Source organism: Lacrimispora sp. 38-1 (assembly GCF_049890855.1).
Classification (GTDB): domain Bacteria; phylum Bacillota; class Clostridia; order Lachnospirales; family Lachnospiraceae; genus Lacrimispora.
In genome coordinates, this window is sequence record NZ_JBANEW010000051.1 from 87,200 (window position 1) to 101,588 (window position 14,389).

Annotated in this window: 15 protein-coding genes and 1 pseudogene; 13 read left to right on the forward strand and 3 right to left on the reverse strand. The window is 46.3% G+C overall.

Annotation, left to right across the window (positions count from 1 at the left end; translation table 11 throughout):
• Positions 1–227: 227 nt before the first annotated feature.
• The 8 genes and pseudogenes from V7D18_RS11440 (at position 228) to V7D18_RS11475 (ending at position 7,399) form a co-directional block, all read left to right on the forward strand.
• Positions 228–689 carry a septation protein SpoVG family protein gene (locus V7D18_RS11440; protein WP_426154405.1) on the forward strand — a complete coding sequence of 154 codons (462 nt, stop codon included), beginning with the start codon at positions 228–230 and terminating at the stop codon, positions 687–689.
• 54 nt (positions 690–743) lie between these two features.
• Positions 744–1,127 (forward strand): annotated as a pseudogene (locus V7D18_RS11445) (DUF7007 domain-containing protein); the annotation flags it as partial.
• Between the two features lie 45 nt (positions 1,128–1,172).
• Positions 1,173–1,568, forward strand: coding sequence for a PrgI family protein (locus V7D18_RS11450; RefSeq protein WP_426154406.1), 396 nt, complete (start codon positions 1,173–1,175; stop codon positions 1,566–1,568).
• Positions 1,516–3,879 carry a VirB4-like conjugal transfer ATPase, CD1110 family gene (locus V7D18_RS11455; protein ID WP_426154407.1) on the forward strand — a complete coding sequence of 788 codons (2,364 nt, stop codon included), beginning with the start codon at positions 1,516–1,518 and terminating at the stop codon, positions 3,877–3,879. Before V7D18_RS11450 ends, V7D18_RS11455 begins: the two co-directional genes overlap by 53 nt.
• Before the next feature lie 322 nt (positions 3,880–4,201).
• Positions 4,202–5,863, forward strand: a complete 1,662-nt coding sequence (locus tag V7D18_RS11460; protein ID WP_426154445.1) for a C40 family peptidase — start codon at positions 4,202–4,204, stop codon at positions 5,861–5,863.
• A gap of 21 nt (positions 5,864–5,884) precedes the next feature.
• Positions 5,885–6,154 (forward strand): DUF4315 family protein, encoded by a 270-nt coding sequence (locus tag V7D18_RS11465; RefSeq protein ID WP_426154408.1) that lies wholly within the window; start codon positions 5,885–5,887, stop codon positions 6,152–6,154.
• Positions 6,151–6,828: a DUF4366 domain-containing protein gene (locus V7D18_RS11470; protein WP_426154409.1), complete on the forward strand. Its 678-nt coding sequence runs from the start codon at positions 6,151–6,153 to the stop codon at positions 6,826–6,828. Before V7D18_RS11465 ends, V7D18_RS11470 begins: the two co-directional genes overlap by 4 nt.
• A 205-nt stretch (positions 6,829–7,033) precedes the next feature.
• Positions 7,034–7,399 carry a cysteine-rich VLP protein gene (locus tag V7D18_RS11475; protein WP_426154410.1) on the forward strand — a complete coding sequence of 122 codons (366 nt, stop codon included), beginning with the start codon at positions 7,034–7,036 and terminating at the stop codon, positions 7,397–7,399.
• 146 nt (positions 7,400–7,545) lie between these two features.
• Here the strand turns inward: V7D18_RS11475 and V7D18_RS11480 are convergent, their stop codons facing one another.
• Positions 7,546–8,460 carry an FRG domain-containing protein gene (locus tag V7D18_RS11480; RefSeq protein WP_426154411.1) on the reverse strand — a complete coding sequence of 305 codons (915 nt, stop codon included), beginning with the start codon at positions 8,458–8,460 and terminating at the stop codon, positions 7,546–7,548.
• Between the two features lie 87 nt (positions 8,461–8,547).
• Between V7D18_RS11480 and V7D18_RS11485 the strand changes: the two genes are divergently transcribed.
• The gene (locus tag V7D18_RS11485) at positions 8,548–8,733 is read left to right on the forward strand and encodes a DUF4316 domain-containing protein (RefSeq protein ID WP_426154412.1); all 186 of its coding nucleotides are present in this window, start codon (positions 8,548–8,550) and stop codon (positions 8,731–8,733) included.
• A complete protein-coding gene (locus V7D18_RS11490; protein WP_426154413.1) occupies positions 8,730–9,077 on the forward strand; it encodes a plasmid mobilization protein in 348 nt (115 codons plus the stop codon). Before V7D18_RS11485 ends, V7D18_RS11490 begins: the two co-directional genes overlap by 4 nt.
• 149 nt (positions 9,078–9,226) lie before the next feature.
• Here the strand turns inward: V7D18_RS11490 and V7D18_RS11495 are convergent, their stop codons facing one another.
• Positions 9,227–9,871, reverse strand: a complete 645-nt coding sequence (locus tag V7D18_RS11495) for a hypothetical protein (protein ID WP_426154414.1) — start codon at positions 9,869–9,871, stop codon at positions 9,227–9,229.
• Between the two features lie 223 nt (positions 9,872–10,094).
• Between V7D18_RS11495 and V7D18_RS11500 the strand changes: the two genes are divergently transcribed.
• Positions 10,095–10,430, forward strand: a complete 336-nt coding sequence (locus V7D18_RS11500; protein WP_426154415.1) for a hypothetical protein — start codon at positions 10,095–10,097, stop codon at positions 10,428–10,430.
• The gene (locus tag V7D18_RS11505) at positions 10,354–11,754 is read left to right on the forward strand and encodes a relaxase/mobilization nuclease domain-containing protein (protein WP_426154416.1); all 1,401 of its coding nucleotides are present in this window, start codon (positions 10,354–10,356) and stop codon (positions 11,752–11,754) included. Before V7D18_RS11500 ends, V7D18_RS11505 begins: the two co-directional genes overlap by 77 nt.
• Before the next feature lie 251 nt (positions 11,755–12,005).
• On the opposite strand, the gene V7D18_RS11510 is transcribed toward V7D18_RS11505, so the two are convergent.
• Positions 12,006–12,842: a helix-turn-helix transcriptional regulator gene (locus V7D18_RS11510; RefSeq protein WP_426154417.1), complete on the reverse strand. Its 837-nt coding sequence runs from the start codon at positions 12,840–12,842 to the stop codon at positions 12,006–12,008.
• Positions 12,843–13,009: 167 nt separating this feature from the next.
• Between V7D18_RS11510 and V7D18_RS11515 the strand changes: the two genes are divergently transcribed.
• A complete protein-coding gene (locus tag V7D18_RS11515; RefSeq protein WP_426154418.1) occupies positions 13,010–14,203 on the forward strand; it encodes an MFS transporter in 1,194 nt (397 codons plus the stop codon).
• Positions 14,204–14,389 lie beyond the last annotated feature (186 nt).

Genomic DNA, 14,389 nt, shown 5'->3' on the forward strand with positions numbered 1-14,389 from the left:
GCTTTCAAGGCTTGCTGATTTTGGTATGCGTGGGGATTTACGCAAAGCTGGTGCAGAGTATCGCCGTAGGCGGCGACCCCATTGGAGCCATATGGACGGTAATCGGCTATACGGTCCTATTGTGCTTCACCATGTTCAAGACGGGAAGCCTTGCGAAATCCATTTTCGGAGCGCACTGACAACTTCGGGCCAACTTGGCCCGAAGTGAGAAAGGAGAAATTTTTACTATGAGCAATGAAAAAACAACGGTTCCGCAGGAAACGGAACAAGCGGCTTTGCCGCTCAAGCTGGACGTTACCGCCCGGCTCATTGAAGCAAAGGGCAATCTTGTAGGCTTTGCCAGTCTGAAACTGAACGACAGCTTTGTAATTGACGATTTCAAGATTTTGCAGAATGACAAGGGCATTTTTGTGGGTATGCCGAGCAAGCCGGATAAGACCAGCAAAACCGGCTACCGGGATACGGCTCGCCCCATCACAAAGGAATTTCGCGCCGAGCTGACCGAAGCCGTGACAGCGGCCTACCATGCAGAGCTTGAAAAGTTGCAGACCCGCGCGGCTGCCATTGCTTCCCCGGAAAAGCAGTCTATCCCGAAACAGCTTGCGGAGGGAGCCAAACAGGCGGAACAGGAAAATGCCGCCCGTTCTACTACGGCAAAAGCCAGTAAGGCCAAAAATGCAGAAAGATAACTTCGGGCCAAGTTGGCCCGAAGTGGAAAGGAGGATTTTATGCTCTACCAACAGCCGGAACAATCGCCGTGGGGTAAGGTACAGACCTGTGACGTTCTCTGCCCCGGCGTGTTTCTTGTAAGTACCGCCAGTCATGGCGGCACAATGGTTGCAAAGGATATGGCGGCGGTGCTTTCTCCCGCCACTATCAAATGCGGCTTTCGCAACAGCGGTTTTCTCTGCTTTGAGGAAGATACGCAGGAAGATGTTGCCCTGCGGGAGCTTTTGGATAAAAAGCTGTGGACGGTTCCTGACCGCATTAAGGATAAGGCCGCTTTTGAGGAAAACATCAATCAGTCACTTCGGGAACACAACCCGGACTATTGGCGGGTACGGCAAGCCGGACTGGAAAAGACCCCGGCCCGGCAGACGGTTCCCGCTCACAGCGCAGAACGCTGACACTTCGGGCCAACTTGGCCCGAAGTCAGAAAGGAGGATGTTTTATTGGCCTATGTAAGCGTACCGAATGATTTATCAAAAATTAAAACCAAAGTAGCGTTTAATCTTACCAAACGCCAGCTACTATGCTTCGGAGCGGCGGCGGTAGTCGGGATTCCGACGTATCTTTTTACCCGTACCGCCATTGGCAATACCGGGGCTATGCTTCTGATGATTGCCCTTATGCTCCCTTGCTTTCTCATTGCCATGTATGAGCGTGACGGACAGCCGCTGGAAAAGGTGGTGCGAAATATTGTCCGCACTAAATTTCTATGGCCCCGCACACGCCCCTATCAGACACAGAATTTCTATTCCTATCTAAGCAATCCCGGAAAGGAGGTTTCACCCAATGGCACAAAAAACAAAACGCCCGTCCGTTCCCGTAAAAAGCGGAAAGCCTAAAAAGCGTGGGCCGCAGTCGGCACAGCAGACCATTCCCTACAAGGAAATGCTGAAAGACGGTATCTGCAAGGTGCGGGAGGGCTACTACACAAAGACCCTTTCCTATGAGGATATTAACTATGCCGTGGCTTCCAGTGACGACCAAAGCACCATTTTTAACGGGTACTGCGGCTTTCTCAATTACTTTGACAGTGCCTTGCCCTTTCAGCTTTCCTTTATCAACCACCGCTCCCGCCCGGAGAACCGTTACAGCGTGAATATATCCCCGCAAGACGATGATTTTAACAGTATCCGTGGCGAATTTACCGCCATGCTGGAACATCAGATTGCCAAAAGCAACAACGGGATTGTCCGTTCCAAATACATCACGTTCGGGATTACTGCGGACGGGATCGGAGCGGCCCGCCCCCGCTTGGAGCGTATCGAAGCGGATATTGTAGGAAACTTCAAGAAGCTTGGCGTACAGTCGGCTACCCTCAATGGGCGGGAACGCTTGGAAGTGCTGCACAGCCAGCTACACCTCGGAGGGCATGAGCCATTCCGCTTTTCGTGGGATATGATACCCAAAACGGGCATGGGAACAAAGGACTTCATTGCGCCCACTTCCTTTGACTTTCGCCAAAGTCGCGCCTTTCGTGTGGGAACCACATCGGGCGCGGCTCTGTATATGCAGATTATGGCTTCCGAGCTTACCGACAAGCTGTTAGCGGAGCTTTTGGAGGTGGACGCGGAAATGACAATTACCCTGCATATCCAGACGGTAGACCAGACCAAAGCGGTGAAAACGGTCAAGGCCAAACTGACCGACATAGACCGTATGAAAATGGACGAGCAGAAAAAAGCCGCCCGGGCCGGGTATGACATTGACATACTTCCTCCGGATTTGCTCACTTACAGCAAGGACGCGGCGGCACTGTTAGCAGATTTACAAAGCCGCAATGAGCGAATGTTTCTGCTTACGTTCCTTGTGGTGAATACCGCGCCCACCCCCCAGCAGTTGGAAAATGACATTTTCACCGTGTCGGGCATTACGCAGAAATACAACTGCTTGCTGAAACGGCTGGACTTTCAGCAGGAACAGGGCTTTATGTCCTCGCTCCCTCTTGGGTACAATGGAATCGAGATACAGCGGGGTATGACAACAAGCTCCACGGCGATTTTCGTTCCCTTTATAACACAGGAGCTACGCATGGACGGGCAGGCATTGTACTACGGCATGAACGCTCTTTCCCATAATGTTATTATGGCAGACCGCAAAAAGCTGAAATCCGCCAACGGCTTGTATCTTGGCTCCACCGGTTCCGGCAAGAGCTTCGCCGCAAAGCGTGAGCTAATCAACGTGTTTCTTGCTACCAAAGACCGGATTATCGTGGTAGACCCAATGGGCGAATACGCCCCGTTAGTCCGGCGGCTTGGCGGGGAGGTCATAGAAATATCGCCAAACAGCCCCCATCACATCAACCCAATGGACTTAAAACTGAACTTAGCCGGAGAGGACAGCCCGCTTTCGATGAAAGCGGATTTTTTATTGTCCTTATGTGAGCTGATTATCGGCGGCAAGGAGGGGTTACAGCCCATTGAAAAAACGGTCATTGACCGTTGTGTGCGGCTGGTGTACAGGGAGCTTGCCCTTGGGATCGGGGACGGGAAAATGCCGCTTCTGCAAGATTTGTATGAAATCTTGTGCCAGCAACCCGAACCGGAAGCCAGACGGATTGCAACTGCCTTGGAGCTTTACTGCACCGGCTCCCTTAATATGTTCAACCACCCTACCAATGTACAGACCGACAGCCGCATTACCTGTATCGTGCTGAAAAGCATGGGCGAAAACCTAAGAAAAATCGCCATGCATACCACAAACGAGCTGGTAACACAAGCAGTTGACGAGAATTTTTCCAAAAGTCTTGCGACCTGGTGCTACTATGACGAATTTCATATTTTATTGCAGGATGCACTTTCTGCCAGCTACTTTGTCCGTGTGTGGAAAATGCTTCGTAAAAAGGGCTGTGTACCAAGTGCCCTCACGCAGAATGTGAAAGATCTGTTAGCCAGCCGTGAGATTGAAAATATCTTGGAAAACAGCGACTTTATGATACTGCTGTCACAGGCACAGGGCGACCGGGCGATTCTCGCCAAACAGCTTGGCATTTCAGAACATCAGCTTTCGTATATCGCTCACAGCAATTCCGGGGAGGGACTTTTGTTTTTCGGCAATACCACCATTCCCTTTGTAGACCGTTTCCCCCGTGGTGAAATCTACAATCTGCTGACTACCCGCCCAGAGGATATAAGGGAGGCCCAAAATGAGTGACACGGGCAGGCCGGGCCGATTGCGGTTTACGCCAAAGGGGCAGGCGGGAACTTCGAGCCAACTTGGCCCGAAGTCAAAAAACCGGACTGCAACAAAAAAGAACAGCTCCCGCAATATGACACCGCCGGACGCACCTTCGACTGCCACAAACAGCACTGACCCAGTTCTTCCCGACACAGAAACTAAAAAGCTACGGTTTGAAGATGAAGCCGTTCCCAACACTTCTTCATCTGCGGAAAGCACTTCTGCCACTTCGGGCCAAGTTGGCCCGAAGTCGGGAAAGCTCCAGCAGGACAGCAAGAAGCCCCGCCCCTCGGAACGTCTGCGACATGACGGGGAACCGCCACCCGGCGGTGAAGCTACCACAGGCGGTACGGATTCCCATTATGGTTCTACTGGCAAAAAGACGGCGCAGGACGGCAAGCGAATGGAAAAATCAAAGCTCCGCATGGAAAAAAGCGAAAAAAAGCTGAATACTGCCCGTGAGAAGTTGACGGATCAGAAGCCGCAAAAAAGACCCGGCCCCATTAAAACCATCAATCGTGCCGCCCGATATCAGTCATGGCGGTATGTACATGGGAAAATCTATCAAGTGGAGCATGAAAACGTGGGAACGGAAGCCGCCCACAAAACGGAGCTTGCCGGGGAACATCTTGTCCGGGGCGGTACACGTTTTATGAAGCATCGTATCCGTACCCGCCCCGCCCGGCAGGTTCGCAAGTGGGAAAACAGACATATCAGCGCAAGAGCTGATTACGCCTACCGTCAGCTTGTGCAGGACAATCCGGGCTTGAAAAGCAACCCGGTTTCCCGGTTCTGGCAGAAGCAACAGCTAAAAAAGCAGTACCGAAAGCGGGCAAAGGAAGCGGCAAAGCAAGGTAAAAAAGCAGTACGCTTCACAGAAAAAGTAACCCGGACGGTTGCGGCCTTTGTAAAGCGTAATCCTAAAATTCTATTGCTTGGGCTGGTGCTGTTCCTGCTGATTGTGGTTCTGCAATCCTGCATGGCGGGAATTACCACCATTGGAAACGGTTTGATTAGCGTGGTAGGCGGCACTTCCTACGGTTCGTCGGACAACGATATTGAAGCCGTGGAAGAACGCTATACCGCACTGGAAAAGGATTTGCGGGAACGGCTCTCTCGAATAGGAAGCGATTATCCCGGCTATGACGAGTACCGTTATTCCGTGGACGAAATCGGGCATGACCCCTTTGAGTTGGCTTCCTATCTCACCGCCAAATACGGCGGTTACACCCCAGCGCAGGTACAGGCCGAACTGCAAGCCCTGTTCGGACAGCAATATATCCTGACCATCACGAAAACGGTGGAGGTGCGTTACCGCACAGAAACCGACACTTGGACGGACGAAAACGGCGAAACCCATACCGACACCTACGAGGTTCCCTACGATTACTATATCCTCAACGTATCCTTGAAAAACAAATCATTGGGAGCCGTGGCTCTTGCCAATCTTGACCCGGAACAAACGGAACGCTATGCCATTTACCAAAAGACCAAAGGCAACCGCCCTTATCTGTTTGAGGGCAATATTTACGCCCATGCGGGAGAATACACCGATTACGACATTCCGCCACAAGCTCTGGCCGACCCGGAATTTGCCGCCATGATTGCCGAAGCGGAGAAATATTTAGGCTACCCCTATGTTTGGGGCGGTTCTTCCCCCTCCACTTCCTTTGATTGTTCCGGCTTTGTATGCTGGGTCATCAATCAGTCGGGTGTAGGAAGCGTGGGACGAACCACCGCAACCGGGCTTTTCAATGCCTGTTCCCATATCTCGCCGGACGAAGCACAGCCCGGCGACCTGATTTTCTTTCAAGGAACTTACGATACTTCCGGCGCAAGCCATGTGGGGATTTACGTTGGAAACGGCATGATGATCCATTGCGGCTCCCCCATACAGTACACTTCGATCAATACAAACTACTGGCAAAGTCATTTTTTAGGCTATGGGCGTTTGCCCTAATGAAAAACAGGAGGTGATTTTTTGAACGCAAAAATTGAACGTGTTAGCAAGGACATACAGAAAACAAAGGAAAAAATCAATGAGTTTCAAATAAAGCTGCGGGAGCTGGAAAAGCAGAAAACCGAGCTTGAAAATCTGGAAATTGTAGACGCGGTGCGCGGCATGGATATTTCCCTGACCGACCTTGCCGACCTGCTGAAAGTAGCAAAGGCAGGCGGCGCCACTTCGGGCCAACTTGGCCCGAAGTCCGCAGTAGCTGCCCAAACTGAAAAGGAGGAAATCGAAGAATGAGAAAATTTCGTATGACGGCGGTGCTGTGCGCCTTTTTTTTAATGGCATTTTCCTTTAGCACCGTGGCCTATGCCAGCGGAGGTGAGGAAACCCCGGAGGTAACAGAAGCTCAGGCGACTTCTGAAACAACCAGCGACCCTAATCCTTTTACCCCCGCCGGAACGGGAACCGTAGTCAATACCGCCACGGACGAGGACGGTAAGCAGTTTTACACCATTACTACCCCGGACGAGAATGTATTCTATCTTGTCATTGACCTTCAGCGGGAACAGGACAATGTATATTTTCTGAACGCTGTAACGGAAAAAGACCTATTGGCTCTTGCGGAGAAATCCGAGGATACCGAGGAAAATGAAACCGCCGCCATTTCCACTCTCGAACCAGAAAGCAATTCTAAAACGGACATAAACTCTGGAACTGCTTCGGAAACCTCTACGGAGTCGGAGCAAAAAAACAATCCCACCATGCTCCTGCTGGTGCTGGCGGTTGTTTTGATTGGCGGCGGGGCCGGATATTACTTTAAGATTTACCGTCCGAAACAGGAACAGGCCGCTTTGGCAGAGGACGAATTTGATGAATACGAAGCCGACCCCTACGACGAGCAGGAGTGCGATACCCCGCCGTGGGAAGTGGACGGGGAGGTTTCTGATATCGGGGAGGACGAGGACGTATGAATTTTACAGGCAGCACCTATGAAAAAATAATGAAAGAAAAGCCCCGCGCCTACCGCCCAGCCCCACCGCGCAAGCCACCGAAAGAGTCCCCCTGCCGGGATTGCAGTTATTGGAACGGCTCTGTCTGCGTAGGTGTTTGCTACCGGGATTTGATATTGCCGCAAAGGGAGGGAACTTCGGGCCAAGTTGGCCCGAAGTCGGACATATGAGTGCCGACCCCCGCGAACTAACCCGCCGGGAACGTGCCGCAATCCGTAGGCTGGTAACGGGAACCTGTGCCAACTATGACCCGGAATACGGCTGTCTGCCGCTGAATTGTGCGTGCTATATGCTGAACAAGTGGTGGACGGGCGAATATTGCAAATATTTTCAAAAGGCCGTTCTTCCGCTTGACCCGCTGCTGGAAGCTACGCTGACGGGCCGGAAAGCTCCCGAACTGGATAACTGCGCTATTTGTGGCAAGCCTTTTATCCCGGAGGGAAAACAGGCGTATTGCTCGCCAGCCTGTGCCGACACTGCCCGGCGCAAACGACAGCGGGAATATATGAGGAGAAGGAGGACTGACTGTTAGCTTTTGGGGCCTGAAAATTCACTTGTGATTGGGCTTTTCAGAGCCGGAACCGGAGCGGGGCGTATTCTCATATGTCCTGCCTCACAAAAGCTAACATAAAACAACATCGGGTCAAGTTGGCCCGATGTTTCCTATAAAATGTTTTATTAAGGGAAATTGCAAATATCATCTGCATTTTGTCTGTAATATCGCTCAAGATAATGACCTATTCCATCAAGCCCGGGAAAAACAGTTTTTTCATTTACATCAAGAAAATCAAGTTCTTGTAGAATGCTGTGTTTACTTGAAGCTGCAACAATAATATTTGTTAAAAAACGTTGGTCGTTTGCTGTATCAAGTCTCATTCCATCAGGTAAAAGTGTCATTTTATTTTCATCTGTAATCATATCTTCTAAAGGTTCTTCCTTTTGCCCCCACAGTAAGAATCTACTGGATTGGGCACTCATTCGTTGGTCAATATAGGCAGGCACAAATAATACTGGCAAAGTTTTTTCTAATCGGTTTTTATCATAATCAATATACCCTTTAATGCCGCTCATAATGGATTTTATCATTTCTTCCCTTGTACAAGCCGGGTTGGATTCTAAGCAAAAGCGTTCGTTATATGACCAGTTTTGGAATGATGAAGTGTTGATGATCCATACCACACCATCTTCTTCACTTTCGCTTTTACAGCAGAAATAGAGTGCAATTAAAGGATTTGCAGTAAAATCAAGGAGTCGCGTGGGAACGCCAAAGTGTTGTGCATATTGTAACCATACAAAATCATCACTTTGCGGAATATTGGGTAAAAATCCCCCGGCCTCTTTTTTGAAATGGGATAGAATTTCATTTTCGTTTTTTGAGTAAACTCGGCCCGAATATGAGCCTTCCACCACAATTGAAGATTTTTGCGGCTCGGAATATTCACGAAACAATCCAGGAAGTAAAGACCATTCTTTATTCCTCATGCCTCGAAATATAAAACTACTACCTCGATATGATTGACGAAATTGAAATTCATATTTTTTCAAAAGAGTTAACAAGTCACTAACTGTGTATATTACATTTTCATTTCCCATAATGCACTCCTTTATATTTTGCAATTCATCTTGTTTAATTATATCAGTCTACCAACACATATTCAACGAAAAGAAAGGAGTTTTACCATGAACCCAAAAGACAATTATCTTAGAAACACAGAGCTTTCCACGGAACAGAATTACAACATGATTGATGGGATTGCGAATAATGCCCCTCTGCCTGTTCCGCAGGCCATACCGGAGAAAAAACCCAAAGACAGGGTAAAAGAGCCTCCGGAAAAACGCCGGAGGCGGGAACGGGAGGAACGGTGAGCCGCCCCAAACGCAGGCGGGGCGTTCCCCTTTATATTTGGGTGAGTGAGGAAGAATACGCCGCCATTGGGGAACGTATGGCACAGGCCGGAACACAGAATTTAAGCGCCTATATTCGCAAAATGGCGCTCAATGGTTATGTGCTGAATGTTGACCTTGCTCCCGTTCGGGAGTTGGTTTCCCTGCAACGCAGATGCGCCAACAATCTGAATCAGGTTGCCATTCATGCCAATACCTACGGCGTTTATCCGTCCGAAATTGCCGCCCTGCAAAAAGATTATACTGAGTTATGGGGCCGGGTTTCAGAGGTACTTAAACAACTTACGGCAATAGTGGAGCTATGACAAACACGTGGGGGTGATGATGCATCCTCCATCGCCCCCATACAGTTTCTATGTTATGAACAGTAATTGAACTTAGCGATTGTATATTTAAATATATACCTTCTTAAATAAGCCATTTTATTTTAGCGTTTAATTGAAATACTCGCAAATTATTTTTTGGAAATATTGGGAATTATAGTTTTATCAATTTCTACATAAATATCAAACCGTTTATCAGGTGTTACAATCGTCAATTTGTTGATGCCGTCATTAACGGAATCATACAAATTTCCGTTTCCTGAGATGGTTATTACACCCTCTATACTAGATTTGGATTCTATCCTATCACCAATGTTTATCGAATTATAATCATCAGGTTCTAAAGTTGTGGCAGAGGCAGGATTTGCACTTCCATATCTTTTTAAATCTCTACTTTGAGATTTCTCACTAGCATAAAAGGTGAGCGACAGTCCTTGTTTCAGTTCATTTGTGTTCAGCTTTGAGGCCAAAAATGTATCATTAATTATGAAATTACTTATTGTAATGCCTGTATGACTCAAATTGCTTATTTTTACGTATATAATTAGGTGAAGTATAGGAACAACTGTCCACAAATCTGGACTTTGTTTTCTATCTAAATATAAAATGTTTGGTCTAGCATTGGTTGAAAGTAGGCTGGGAGAAAAACGCAACTGTTCGATTTTTAATTTTGTTGTATTTCTTCTAAAATTCAAAAATGAAATCACTAGACTTATAAGTGAAAAAATCAGTGCAACAGATGAAATTGTTATAGTGATATAATCTTTTATTTGCATATGTATAATCTCCATTCCCTGCGTAATTGCGTTATATTAAGATCGCACTATCAAAACACTTTTTATAATGATACCACTGAATATTCAAAAAATCTATCCCAATGCCATAAATTCGGGCCAACTTATCCCCAAGTCATGGCATTGGATTTGTGTCAATTCGACATCCTTGTGTTTATTCGCCTGGTGACTCATACTGTGAAAAACTTTTTTAGGAGGGGCTACCATGCCAGATTACAAAGAAATGTACTTAACCATGATGAAAGCTGCCAATAAAGCACTGAAACTCAATCAAGAAGCGATAGAGCATATTATCTATGCCCAACAGAAAGCAGAAAATATGTATATCGAAGCGGATGAAACTCCGCTCTCCATTCTTCCATCAACCCCGGGGGAACAAAAAAGTTGTACTGACCGATTGCTTTTCGCTTATTTCGGGTCAACTTGGCCCGAAGTTGTTTTTTCGAGGAAAGGAGGAAACGCACATGGCAACCACCCGCCTTATGACCCGTCACACTGGAAGCGGCATGACTATTATGGAAACCCTAAAGGACGGTTTTGACTACGGGAAAAATCCAGATAAGACCCGCAACGGTGATTTAATTCTTGCCTATGAATGTGACCCCACCACGGCTGACGCAGAATTTTTACTCTCCAAAGCAAAGTATAAGGCAATCACAGGGCGGGAGCAAAAACGGGAGAATGACGTGCTATATTATCAAATCCGGCAGGCGTTCCCACCCTGTGAAACAGATCCCGAAACCGCTCTTAAAATCAGCTATGACCTTGCCATGCGCTGGACAAAAGGCCGGCACGCCTTTTTCGTGGTTTCCCATGTTGACCGTCCCCACCCTCATTGCCATATTTACTACAATTCTACCTCGCTGGACTGCACCCGGAAGTTTCGGGATTTTATCGGTTCAGCCCGTGCGGTGCGGCGGCTCTCTGACCGGATATGCCTTGAAAATGGACTGTCTGTTATCATCAATCCCAAACGCCACAACAAGGGAAAATTCAAGCATTACGGGGAATGGCTGGGGGAGCACAAGCCCGCTACCTTTCAAGAAAAATTAAAGGCACAGATTGACATTTGTCTTGCAACGAAGCCGCCGGATATGGACACCTTTTTACAGACAATGGCGGCGGCTGGTTATGAAATCAAGCAAGGGCGCGGCGGCACAATCAGCTTCCGGGCAGAGGGACAGGAACGCTTTACCCGGCTCCGTGCTTCTACGCTTGGCAAGGGCTACGGGCAGGAGGATATACAAGCAGCGATTGAGGGCAAAGCCGCTCCGCAGGAACGGCGCAAGGTCAATCTGATTGTGGATATTCAATCCCGTATGAAAGCCGGAAAAGGCCCGGCCTATGAACGCTGGGCAAAGGTATTCAACCTCAAGCAGATGGCGGCAGCCTTACAGTATTTGCAGGAAAATGGTTTGCTGGAATATGCTGATTTGGAGCAAAAAACCGCAGAGCTTACCGACCGTTTCCATATGCTTTCAGACAGCATAAAAACCACCGAAGCCGCTCTGCGTATCAATGCAGAGCTAAAGGCGGCTGTGGTGGATTATGCGAAATCTCGGCCTGTGTTTGAGGGGTACAAGGCGGCGAAGTACAGCCGGAAATATCTTGCGGAGCATGAAGCGGACATTGCCGCCTACCGGGCGGCGCAGGACACGTTCCGGCGTTTGCTGTCCGGGGCGAAGCTCCCCAAAATGAATACGCTCAAAACGGAGTTTCAGCGGTTGTCGGCCGACAAGAAAAAGGCTTACCGAGAGTATAGGGAAACCAAAAAGGCCATGCAGGAAATTGTAACAGTGAAAAGCAATATAGACCACCTGCTCGGCCTGACGGACGCGCAGAAAAATAAGGAAATGGAGCGATAGCGAACATGACGCAACATGAGGTGCAACGCACCGACTTCGGGCCAAGTTGGCCCGAAGTCGCAGGGTTTGGGGAAGGCACTCCCCAACAAGCAATTTTTGAGTTTTCCCGTCAGGGAAAATCTCAAAAATGTGCAAGTGTCAATACACTTGCCCTGCTTGCCGGTTAGCGTCCACGGAAATGTAGTCCTCAGATAGCAAATTAGAAAATATTATTTGACAGCAATTATCACTTATATTTTGCAAACCTATTTTTATGACAGGCTCATTAATTTTTTCATTTTTACTTCTGTATCTGTATCTGGTGCAGGAGCATTGACAAATAACTTAAGATTCATATTATCTGCCACAAAGAAACTGGTATGTTCAAATGTCAATTCCCCTAAAATTGAGTGATTGAAAATTTTATAGTTTCCTTTTTCGTTTTCAACATCATGCATTGACCACCATTTATCGAATTCCTTACTCTCCTTTTTTAATTTCTGAACAAATTCAGTTACCCAGGGATCTTCAATATATTTACCACATTCTGCTCGAAAACGTGCAACCAGCCCTTGAGCCTGATTGTCCCAATTATGAAAGAGTTCTTTGAATTTATAATTTGTAAATATAAGCCAAATATAATTTCTTTGTGCAATGTCAATTTCACCAAAATTTAGCATGGTTAATTCGGCGGCTCTGTTCCAAGCAATAATGTTCCAGCGGGTATCAAATATCATGGACGGAGAAAGCGACAAGCTATCTAATATACGCTGTAGCATTGGATTCACATCATGATGGTATGGAGGAATATCGACTGGTGAATTTTGATTTGCCAAGGTATATAGATGGCGTATTTCATCATCATTCAGCATTAATACACGGGACAAACTTTCTAATACTTGTGAGGACACCTGTATATCTCTTCCTTGCTCTAACCATGTATACCACGTGATTCCGATGCCAGAAAGAGAGGCAACTTCTTCCCGTCTTAGTCCGGGTGTTCTGCGGTGGGAGCCTTCTGGAAGTCCTACCTGCAAGGGAGAAATTTTTGCCCTGCGAGTTTTTAAAAAATCACCAAGTTCTTTATATCTGGATATTTCCTCTTTCATGTGAAAAGTTCTCCTTTTTATAAAATGCTAGAAAATAGAATGTGCCAAGTCTTAAACAGGTAGTATTAATACTACTATAAACACTTATCTAGTAATAGTATAAACCTTTGAGTATACTAAAATCAAATCTTTTATAAAAAGAGGAAATAGGAAAAGAGGTCAAGTTCATGGAATTAGAGAACAAAAATAACGCTAAAAAAGCTACTTTAAATAAGCGTTTAATTTTATTAATGTCGGTTGCAAGTGGATTGACGGCAGCAAATTTATATTACATACAACCGCTACTAGCGGAAATTGCACAATATTATCATGTTACACAAGGATATGCTGGTCTTCTGGCAACCTTAACGCAAATTGGAGATGCTTTAGGGCTACTTCTTATTTTGCCTTTAGCAGATATCCTAGAAAGGCGGAAGTTGATTTTAACTATGATATTAGGAACGGGTGCATTTCTGCTCCTATTATTTTTTTCACCAAACATGATAATTGCATTAATTGCTTCCTTTGGAATTGGTTTTTGCTCTGTGATACCTCAACTTTTAATCCCTTTCGCTGCACAATTAGCAAGTCCTAGTGAAAGAGGAAGGGTAATTGGCAGTATTATGAGTGGATTGTTGATAGGAAACTTACTTTCACGAGTAGGTAGCGGATTCATTGGGAAATATATGCTGTGGAAAAATATCTATTTCATAGCCGCATTTTTTATGCTACTGCTTTGGGTGGCTTTACGTTTGGTGCTTCCAAAAAGCTATGGAGATTCAAAAATAAAATACAGTGAATCTTTAAAATCAATGGTAGTCTTAATAAAACAGTTTCCTCTATTGAGAGAATCTGCTATCGTTGGTGCTATGGCATTTTTGGCATTCAGTGCATTTTGGACGACACTTACATTTTTACTGCAAGGTTCGCATTATCATATGGGAACTGATGTGGCCGGATTATTTGGTCTGGTTGGAGTTGTGGGAGCATTTTTTTCTCGTTCGGCAGGCAATCTTTCGGACAAAAAAGGGGCACGATTTACAGTAGGGATTAACATTGTTGTCATTATAGCTGCCTATGTGGTATTGGGTATTTTAGGAGTTCAGTTATGGGGACTTATTGTGGGCGTTATTTTACTAGACTTGGGTGTTCAGTCCTGCAACGTCAGTAATCAGACAAGAATTCATCAGTTAAGTGAAGAAGCACGTAACCGTATAACAGCCATTTACATGGTGTCATATTTTTTAGGTGGGTCTTTGGGTTCATGGCTAGGAACATTCAGTTTCCAACATTTCGGTTGGATTGGGGTGTGTATTGTTGGACTAGCCAGTCAGTTGATTGCCGGTTATGTGCATATAAAAGGAAGCAGGAATATTAGATAAGTACTTTATCAAGTTCTCTGTTACGAAATTTTTTGTTAAAAACGAAGTCAACTGACCTTGTTGCATATTGAAGACCATTTTGGATTAATAAAAATTTTATTTTTATTAATCCAGAAAACGGGATTGATTAAATTATAATCACTGCTTTTGGTATTATGATTATTGCAAATGTCTTCTAAGTAAAAA

Coding starts and splice junctions, on each gene's coding strand:
- V7D18_RS11440 (WP_426154405.1), top strand. CDS start 228: ATGAGCAATGAAAAAACAACGGTTCCGCAGGAAACGGAACAAGCGGCT.
- V7D18_RS11470 (WP_426154409.1), top strand. CDS start 6,151: ATGAGAAAATTTCGTATGACGGCGGTGCTGTGCGCCTTTTTTTTAATG.
- V7D18_RS11500 (WP_426154415.1), top strand. CDS start 10,095: ATGCCAGATTACAAAGAAATGTACTTAACCATGATGAAAGCTGCCAAT.
- V7D18_RS11480 (WP_426154411.1), bottom strand. CDS start 8,460: ATGGGAAATGAAAATGTAATATACACAGTTAGTGACTTGTTAACTCTT.
- V7D18_RS11495 (WP_426154414.1), bottom strand. CDS start 9,871: ATGCAAATAAAAGATTATATCACTATAACAATTTCATCTGTTGCACTG.
- V7D18_RS11510 (WP_426154417.1), bottom strand. CDS start 12,842: ATGAAAGAGGAAATATCCAGATATAAAGAACTTGGTGATTTTTTAAAA.
- V7D18_RS11505 (WP_426154416.1), top strand. CDS start 10,354: ATGGCAACCACCCGCCTTATGACCCGTCACACTGGAAGCGGCATGACT.
- V7D18_RS11485 (WP_426154412.1), top strand. CDS start 8,548: ATGAACCCAAAAGACAATTATCTTAGAAACACAGAGCTTTCCACGGAA.
- V7D18_RS11515 (WP_426154418.1), top strand. CDS start 13,010: ATGGAATTAGAGAACAAAAATAACGCTAAAAAAGCTACTTTAAATAAG.
- V7D18_RS11455 (WP_426154407.1), top strand. CDS start 1,516: ATGGCACAAAAAACAAAACGCCCGTCCGTTCCCGTAAAAAGCGGAAAG.
- V7D18_RS11475 (WP_426154410.1), top strand. CDS start 7,034: ATGAGTGCCGACCCCCGCGAACTAACCCGCCGGGAACGTGCCGCAATC.